Raw genomic sequence first — 8,301 nt, 5'->3', positions numbered from 1 at the left:
GGCTCGGCGGCCTCGGTCAGGGACGGGGCCGGCTCCGGGGCGGCCGGGACCGCACGGGCCCCGGGCAGCCGCATCAGCACCGCCGCGGCGACCAGGACCGCGGTGTGCTCCTTCTTGGAGATCCCCCACAGGTCCAGGGCGTACGTGTCGTACTTCGGCGGAGCCGAGACGGCCCCCTCGACCGGCTCGAAGCGGAGGTAGCCGTTCTCCAGCCCGATCGAGGGCAGCCACCGCACGCCCGCGATCCGCGACAGCGGGAAGGCGGACGGGCCCCCGGCGGTCTTGGACTCCTCGGCCTTCCAGTTCCAGGTCAGCCGGACCGTCTCCCCGTCGAAGGACGCCGTGCCGTCGCCGCCCCCGCCGGAGACCGGCAGCGCGGGGCCGGGCAGCAGGAAACGGTCCACGGGGCCGTCCGGCACCTGCTCGATCAGCAGCGCGTTGCGGACCTCGTCGACGAAGTACTCCGCGACCCCCGTGCGGTCCTTCTCCACGGTCAGCGCGTAGGGGTCGGCGCCGTCCTTGAGCCGGCCGTCGGCGGCCCGCAGCACCGGGCAGGCGCCGCCGCGCAGGCGCAGCCGCAGCCGCCCGCCCTTGCGGTCCGGTTCGAACGAGATGCCCGCCACCGCCTGCACGGGTACGGCTATCTCACCCAGCTCCTGCCGGACCGGGTGTGCCTTTCCCCCCGGCACGATCCGAACGGTGTCCCCGTCGAACGTCCACGTTCCGTCCCGCTGGATGATTTCTGCCATGCCCGCGATTCTGCCAGCCCGTCTCCGGGCCGGGCGGAGAAGGTGAGCGCCCGGGGGGCCGTCCCCGGGCGCTCACCGGTCGGGAGGGCTGCCGCGATGCGGCGGCCGGGGCTCAGAACCCGGCGATCGGGTTCCTCAGGCGCCCCACCAACTGTAGTGCTCCAGCGGGGTCGTTGAGGTCGACCATCTGTTGATTGTCGCGCAGCTGGAGGCGGTTGAGGCAGGAGAGCGCGAACTCCGCCTCGAACAGGTCGTACCGCTGGAACTTGTCCGCGAGATACGGCACCGACTCCTGGTAGTCGCGCACACAGGAGGCGACCGTCCGCCAGAAGGCGCTCTCGTCCAGGACGCCCTCGGTGGCCAGGCCCGCGCCCAGGAAGCGGAAGAAGCAGTCGAAGACGTCGGTGAAGACCGACAGCAGTTTCATGTCCTCCGGGACCTCGGCCCGGATCCGTTCGACCTGCGGCGGCAGCACCGCGTCCGGGTCCATCACGGCGATCTCCTCGGCGATGTCCTTGAAGATCGTGCGGGTGACGACACCGTCCTCCACGACCAGGATCACGTTCTCGCCGTGCGGCATGTAGACGAGGTCGTAGGCGTAGAAGCTGTGCAGCACCGGCACCAGATAGGCGTCCAGGTAGTGCCGCAGCCACACCCGCGGGTCCAGGCCCGACTCGGCGATCAGCGCCCCGGCCACCGATCCGCCCTCGCGGTCGGTGTGGAGCAGGGAGGCCATCGTCGCGACCCGCTCGCCGGACCTGAGCCCCGGCACGGGGCTCTCGCGCCACAGTGCGGCCAGCATCTTCCGGTACGGGGAGCCCTTGGCGGTGGCCGCCTCGTAGGACCGGTGGTGGTAGCCGATCGCGGCCCGCTCCCGGATGATCGAGAACCGGGCCCCGCGCAGCAGGTCGTCGCGCTCGATCAGCCCGGCCAGCCAGTCGTTGATCGCGGGCGTGGCCTCCATGTACGCGGCCGAAAGCCCGCGCATGAAGCCCATGTTGAGGACGGAGAGCGCCGTCTTGACGTAGTGCTTCTCAGGGTGGTCGGTGTTGAAGAACGTGCGGATCGACTGCTGGGCGAGATAGGTGTCCTCGCCCTCGCCGAGCACCACCAGATGCCGTGCAGCCAGCTCTCCGGCGAAGGTCACCGCGAGCTTGTTCCACCACTGCCAGGGGTGGACCGGCAGCAGGAAGTAGAGGTCCGGGTCGAGGCCGAGCCCGCGCAGCGTGCCGTCGAACCGCTCCCGGGCCGCCTCGCTCAGCTCACCCTTGACCAGCGCGTCGTAGTCGAGACCGGCGCCCGCGGTGAAGGTGGCGCGGTCGCGGCGGGCGGCCAGCCAGACGAGCCGGATCTCCGAGGCCGCCTCGGGGGCGTACGCCCGGTACTCGCCCACGCCGAAGCCGAGCCGCCCGTTGTTGGCGACGAAGCACGGGTGGCCCTCGGTCATCCCGGTCTCGATGGCCTGGAAGCCGGCGGCGACGAGCTGGCCGGAGGTCGCCGGTTCCTTGGTGAGTTTGTAGGCGGTTCCGGCCAGGGTGGAGGAGATCTCCTCCAGATAGACCGGCAGGACCTCCGCGGAAATCCCGAGCGTGTGCCGCAGCTCGATGAGGAAGTCCAGCATATCCAGCGAGAGTTCGGTGCCGTGCCGGTGCCGGGTGATGGTCTCGGCGTCGATCTGCCAGTGGTCCAGGGCGAAGAGACGCGCGGTGAAACGGTACTCGGTGGCGGCGTCGTCGCTACGGACGGTGTAGCGGTCGTCGCCGAGCGGCGCCGGGGCCAGCAGCCGTTCATGGCTGAATTCCGCCAGTGCTTTGCGCACCAGCAGTCGGTTTGCGGTGGCCCAGCGCTCCGGGGAGAGGTGGGCGACGCTGTCGGTGAGGGCGGTCGTCATCGGTCGTTTCCTCCGGTTGCTGCTTCGAACTGCTCGCGGGTGCAGGCGCTGAGCAGAGCGGTCTTCTCCGGCTTGGCGATCTCCCGGAGCACGTCAAAACCGACGGCCTTGTTGAGGGCCTGCACGGCGCTGTTGGTCACGTCGGGCTCGACGACGACCCGGCGCACCGACGGGTCGGCGAACAGGAAATCCATCACGGCGGTGATCACGGCCCGGGTGAAGCCGTGCACCGGGGTGTCGGTGGGGGCGACCAGGAAGTGCATCCCGACGTCGCCGGGCTCCGCCTCGTACAGCCCCTTCAGCTCGACCTCGGTGGGGTCGTAGCGCTCGATCAGGAAGGCGGGCGCGCCGTCGTGCAGTCCGATGAACGCGTCGTGGTGCGGGTGGGCGGCGATGGCCCGGTACTCCTGTTCCACGTCCGCGCGTCCGGCGTCGCCCATCAGCCAGAACGCGGCCTTGGGGTGGGTCACCCAGCCGTGCACCAGCCCGGCGTCGGCGGCGGGGTCCAGCGGGCGGACGGTGAACACGCCGAGTGTGCCGGGGCGGCGGTCGTCGGGGCGGCTCATACGGCGAACTCCTGGAAGGCGATGGACTTCTCGACCGGGTAGACCTCGCGGCCGAGCAGCTCGCCGATGATGTAGGCGTTGCGGTAGGCGCCCATGCCGAGGTCGGGCGAGGTGATCGAGTGGGTGTGCACCGAGGCGTTCTGGAGGAAGACCCCGCGCCCGGTGGTGTCGATGCTGTAGTTGCGGGCCACGTCGAAGCGGCCCCGGCTGTCGTGGCGCAGCCGCCCGGTGACGGGCGCGAGAAAGGCGGGCGGTTCGTACCGGTAGCCGGTGGCGAGGATCAGGCCCTCGGTGGTCAGGGAGTAGTCCTTGCCCTGCTCCTCCTGGCGCAGCCCCAGGCTGTACGCGTCGCCCTCCGCATCGTAACGGGCGCTGACGAGCGCGGAGTTGGTCAGCAGCCTGGTCGGCGCCGGTCCGGCGATGTTCTTCTGGTAGAGCAGGTCGAAGATCGCGTCGATCAGCTCCCCGTCGATGCCCTTGAACAGCCCCTTCTGACCGGTCTCCAGCCGGTAGCGGGTCTCCTCGGGCAGCGCGTGGAAGTAGTCGATGTACTCCGGGGAGGTCATCTCCAGCGTCAGCTTCGTGTACTCCAGCGGGAAGAACAGCGGGGAACGGGTGACCCAGTTGAGCCGGTAGCCATAGGTGTCGATCTCGGAGAGCAGGTCGTGGTAGATCTCCGCCGCGCTCTGCCCGCTGCCGACCAGGGTGATCGACCGCTTCCTCTGGAGCTCGGCCTTCCCCTCCAGATAACGGGAGTTGTGCAGGAAGTCCCCGCCGAGCCCTCGGCAGGCGTCCGGGATGTGCGGCGGGGTGCCGGTGCCGAGGACCAGATGCCGGGACCGGAACTGCTGACCGGAGGCGGTGCGCACGGTGTAGAGCTCGGAGCCCTCGTCGTACGTCACCGTCTCGACGGTCTCGTCGAACCGGATGCTGCTCAGTTTCGCGGCGGCCCAGCGGCAGTAGTCGTTGTACTCGGTCCGCAGCGGGTAGAAGTTCTCCCGGATGTAGAAGGAGTAGAGCCGGCCGCGCTCCTTGAGGTAGTTCAGGAACGAGTACGGCGAGGTCGGGTCGGCCATGGTGACCAGGTCCGACATGAACGGCGTCTGGAGATGGGCCCCTTCGAGGAACATTCCGGCGTGCCACTCGAAGTCCGGCTTGGACTCCAGGAAGACGCCGTTCAGCTCGTCGACCGGCTCGGTCAGGCAGGCCAGGCCGAGGTTGAACGGGCCGAGCCCGATCCCGATGAAGTCGTGGGGTTCAGGAAGCGCGGTCAAGGGAGTCTCCCAGATACTTCTCGGCGTGGCCGGAGATCAGATCGAGGACCGCGGCGATGTCCCGCACGGTCGTCTCGGGGTTCAGCAGGGTGAACTTCAGGTACTGGCGGTCGCCGACCTTGGTGCCCGCGACGATCGCCTCGCCGGAGGCGAACAGCGCCTTGCGGGCGTGGAGGTTGGCGCGGTCGATCGCGTCCGGGGAGGTGACCCCGGACGGGACGCAGCGGAAGACGAGCGTGGAGAGCTGCGGCTCGACGACCACGTCGAAACGCGGGTCGGCGGCGAGCAGCCGCCAGCCCTCGGCGGCCAGGTCACAGACCTCGTCGAACAGCTCGCCGATGCCGTCCGCGCCCATGACACGCAGCGTCATCCACAGCTTGAGCGCGTCGAACCGGCGGGTCGTCTGGAGGGACTTGTCGACCTGGTTGGGTATCCGTTCCTCCACCGTCCGGCGCGGGTTCAGATACTCCGCGTGGTACGTGGCGTGCCGCAGTGTCGTCCGGTCCCGGACCAGCAGCGCAGACGAACTCACCGGCTGGAAGAAGGACTTGTGGTAGTCCACGGTGACCGAGTCGGCTCCCGCGATGCCTTCGAGCAGCCCGCCCCGCTCACGGGAGGCGAGCAGTCCGCAGCCGTACGCGGCGTCCACGTGCATCCAGACGGCGAACTGCTCGCACAGTGCGGCGATCTCGGGCAGCGGGTCGATGGACCCGAAGTCCGTGGTGCCGGCCGTGGCGACGACCGCCATCGGCACGGCGCCCTCGGCGAGGCAGCGCTCCAGCGCGCGGGCGAGGGCCACGGCCCGCATGCGCTTGTCGCGGTCGACCGGAACGGAAACGACGGCGTCCGGGCCGAGGCCGAGCAGCTTGGCGGACTTCTGCACGCTGAAGTGACTGCACTCGGAGGTGAGGATCCGCAGCCGCGTGAAGTGCTCCGGCCGGACCTTCGCCTCCTCCCGTGCCAGCAGCAGGGCCTGGAGATTGGACTGCGTACCCCCGCTGGTGAAGATCCCGTCGGCGGCCGGGCCGAGCCCGATCCGCTCGGCGGTCCAGTCGATCAGCCGGCGCTCGATGAGGGTGCCGCCCGCGCTCTGGTCCCAGGTGTCCAGGGAGGAGTTGACCGCGGAGAGCACGGCCTCGCCGAGCACGGCGGGTATGACGACCGGGCAGTTGAGGTGCCCCAGATAGCGGGGGTGGTGGAAGTAGACGGCGTCACGGAGGTAGACCTCGCCCAGCTCGTCGAGGGCCGCGGCGGCGTCGCCCAGCGGCCGGTCGAGGTCGATCGCGTCGACGACGGGGGAGAGCTCGTCGACACCGACCCCGCTGAAGGGGCGCTCCGTGGCGGCGAGCGTGGCCGCGACCCGTTCCACTCCCGCGGAGACGGTGTTCCGATAGTGCTCCGCGGTCGTGTTGTTGAGCAGGTGCGAACGCATGAAGGGTCCTCCCGGGTGAGGGGAACTTCATCGCGGCCCTCCGGGCAGGAAGGGGGGGGCGAGGGCCCGATGTCGAAGTTAGGTGAGCCTAACCTAACTCGAAATCGCCTGTTCCTCCTGCCCCTCGGGGTGCACCGGTTGTTCGCCTTCCCTCCTCCATCCCTCCACGTTCGGCGGCGCGCACGGTCTCCACGCCGCCGACGGCCCCCTCGTACCGGACGAGCCCGCATCCGGCCGGGACGATCCGAAGGCAGGTTGGCTGCCCTTGCTCGGTGAAGGGGTGACGCCAGGCCCGGAGCCCGCGTCTACTCCGGCAGGTCCGCCCCGGTCTCCCGCAGGACGACCGAACCGGCCCCCGCCACCCCGCCCTTCGCCCCGGGCAGGATCCGCACCGTGTTCTCGCCCGGTACCGAGACCGCCAGATCGGCGCGCCCGTTCCGGTCGAGATCCCGCAGCCGCAGGTCGTAACCGAAGGAGTCCTGGGACACCGTGCCCCCGGCCACCCCGGGCAGCGTCTTGTCGAACACGGCGGACCGCGCCCCCTTGAGCCCGCCCGGGCCGCCGCGGAACACATACGCCGCGCCGGACGCGGTCTTCTTCCCGGCCGCCTCGCCCGGTACGCCGACCGCGAGGTCCGCGTACCCGTCCCCGTCGGCGTCTCCCGCCGCCAGCGACGCGCCGAACTCGTCGTTCGCCTCCGAGGCCCCCGCGATCCCCGCCGTCGACTGGCTGAACGTGACGCTCCGCGAACCCGGCCCGGCCGAAGCCCCGTACCAGAGGGTGACCGAGCCCCGGCCGCCGCTCGCGTACGGATTGCCGACGGCGATGTCCCCGTAACCGTTCCGGTCGAAGTCGCCGATGGCCGCGTCGAGCCGCTCGTGCTGCTTCTTGCCGTCGATGACCTTGGCCGGGCCGGAGGCGAGACCGGCGGCGGCGCCCTTCAGGAACCACGCCTCGGTCCGGAACGTGCTGCCGACGCCCCGGACCCCGACGGCGACCAGGTCGGTCTTCCCGTCACCGGTGACCTTTCCGGCCGCCAAGCTGTCTGCGGACCAGCCCTGGCCCGCCCGGTCGTACGCGGTGACCTTCCCCAGGCCGCCGGACTTGGTGAACCCGCCCCGGTACAGCAGGACGTCACCGGCGTTGACGGTCGCGATGTCGGGCCGGCCGTCCCCGTTGAAGTCTCCGGTCGCGATGTCCCTGCCGAACGCTCCGTACGCCCCACCACCCTTGCGGGGCAGGGCCATTCCGCCTTTGAGCCCCTTGGCCGAGCCCCAGAGGACGGTGACGGAGCCGACGGGGGTCTTCCCGGACTCCTCGCTCGGGTTGCCCACGACGAGGTCCGCGTACCCGTCCCGGTCCAGGTCCGCACCGGCCAGTGCCGCGCCGAACTGGTCGTTGTCCTCCCCGGCTCCGGGCACCCCCGGCGAGCCCTGGTGGACGATCTGCTTCTTCGTGGTCAGCGCCTTCGGCCCGCCGAAGGTGACGAGCACCGCGCCGCCCGAGAAGGACAGCGTGCCGTCCTGGACGCCGCTGTACGCGTACGGCACGGCCAGGTCGCGGTAGCCGTCCCCGTTGAAGTCGTCGTAGTGCTTGGCGGCGGCCGCCGCCGCGGGAGAGGCCAGCAGAAGCGGGGCCGGACAGGCGGCGAGCACGACGCCCGCGGCGACCGACGCCGCACGGAGGCGGGGGAGGCGCCCAAGGGAGGCGCGGGCGCGGGGGAGGAGAGAGGTCTGGACCATGAAGGGTTGCTGCTCCTGCGTTTCAGGGCCGTGCCCTACGAGGGGAACGGCTGCTGACGACACTGCGAAGACCCGCATGGGGGGCGAAGGGTTGTAGGCCCAGAGCCGGGAAGCGCCGCCTCAGACCCCGAACTCCGCCCGGCAGGCGTCGAGTCCCTCCACGGTCACGCCGACGCTCCGGTGCGCCTCCCACCGGGCCCGGTCCAGGCGAAGTCGCCGCAGGGTGACGGGAACCCCCCGCACGACATCCGTCTTCAGGCCGTCGTCGGTGTATCCGAGGCGTCGCGAGACCCCGAGCGAACGGGGGTTGTCGGTCATGGCGGCGGAGACCGCGTACCGCGCGCCGAGCCCGGCGAACGCGAGGTGGAGGGCGGCGGCGCGCATCTCCGTACCGAGGCCCTGCCCCTGGTACGGGAGCCCGAGCCACGACCCGGTCTCCGCCTCCCGGGGGGCCGTTCCCCCCCGCCCGCGCGTTCAGGCTCCGATCGTGGCAGGTCGCTCGACGCCGCCCGGAGCGCCGCTCCCGCCCGGCGAGGCGTTCCCGTCCGGAGGAGCGCTCCCGTCCGGCGAGGCGACGCCGCCCTGGCCGCGGTCGCCGGAGGAGGGGCCGCCCGTCGTCGCCGCCCGCCCGGCGCGGAGACCGAACG

At 71.0% G+C, this 8,301-nt stretch carries 6 protein-coding genes and 1 pseudogene; all 7 read right to left on the bottom strand.

Annotated features, from left to right (window positions below; all coding sequences use genetic code 11):
- The coding region (locus CR470_RS33275) for a DUF4429 domain-containing protein (protein ID WP_097871181.1) at positions 1–749 on the bottom strand (749 nt) is incomplete at its 3' end.
- Between the two features lie 112 nt (positions 750–861).
- Positions 862–2,640, bottom strand: coding sequence for an IucA/IucC family protein (locus CR470_RS33270; RefSeq protein ID WP_097871180.1), 1,779 nt, complete (start codon positions 2,638–2,640; stop codon positions 862–864).
- On the bottom strand, positions 2,637–3,206 hold the full coding sequence (locus tag CR470_RS33265) for a GNAT family N-acetyltransferase (protein WP_097871179.1): 570 nt from the start codon (positions 3,204–3,206) through the stop codon (positions 2,637–2,639). Before CR470_RS33265 ends, CR470_RS33270 begins: the two co-directional genes overlap by 4 nt.
- The gene (locus CR470_RS33260) at positions 3,203–4,480 is read right to left on the bottom strand and encodes a lysine N(6)-hydroxylase/L-ornithine N(5)-oxygenase family protein (RefSeq protein ID WP_097871178.1); all 1,278 of its coding nucleotides are present in this window, start codon (positions 4,478–4,480) and stop codon (positions 3,203–3,205) included. Before CR470_RS33260 ends, CR470_RS33265 begins: the two co-directional genes overlap by 4 nt.
- Complete coding sequence (locus CR470_RS33255) at positions 4,464–5,912, bottom strand: pyridoxal phosphate-dependent decarboxylase family protein (protein ID WP_097871177.1); 1,449 nt, start codon at positions 5,910–5,912, stop codon at positions 4,464–4,466. Before CR470_RS33255 ends, CR470_RS33260 begins: the two co-directional genes overlap by 17 nt.
- 305 nt (positions 5,913–6,217) lie before the next feature.
- Positions 6,218–7,654, bottom strand: coding sequence for an FG-GAP and VCBS repeat-containing protein (locus CR470_RS33250; RefSeq protein ID WP_097871176.1), 1,437 nt, complete (start codon positions 7,652–7,654; stop codon positions 6,218–6,220).
- Between the two features lie 120 nt (positions 7,655–7,774).
- Positions 7,775–8,101: pseudogene (locus CR470_RS33245) on the bottom strand (GNAT family N-acetyltransferase); the annotation flags it as partial.
- Between the last annotated feature and the right edge of the window lie 200 nt (positions 8,102–8,301).

The organism is Streptomyces sp. rh34 (genome assembly GCF_002551245.1).
In the GTDB taxonomy this organism is placed as follows: domain Bacteria; phylum Actinomycetota; class Actinomycetes; order Streptomycetales; family Streptomycetaceae; genus Streptomyces.
This window is presented reverse-complemented; position numbering and strand designations above follow the sequence as displayed.

Excerpts from the sequence above, each read along its gene's own strand:
- CR470_RS33250 (WP_097871176.1), bottom strand. The coding sequence starts at position 7,654 with ATGGTCCAGACCTCTCTCCTCCCCCGCGCCCGCGCCTCCCTTGGGCGC.
- CR470_RS33255 (WP_097871177.1), bottom strand. The coding sequence starts at position 5,912 with ATGCGTTCGCACCTGCTCAACAACACGACCGCGGAGCACTATCGGAAC.
- CR470_RS33265 (WP_097871179.1), bottom strand. The coding sequence starts at position 3,206 with ATGAGCCGCCCCGACGACCGCCGCCCCGGCACACTCGGCGTGTTCACC.
- CR470_RS33270 (WP_097871180.1), bottom strand. The coding sequence starts at position 2,640 with ATGACGACCGCCCTCACCGACAGCGTCGCCCACCTCTCCCCGGAGCGC.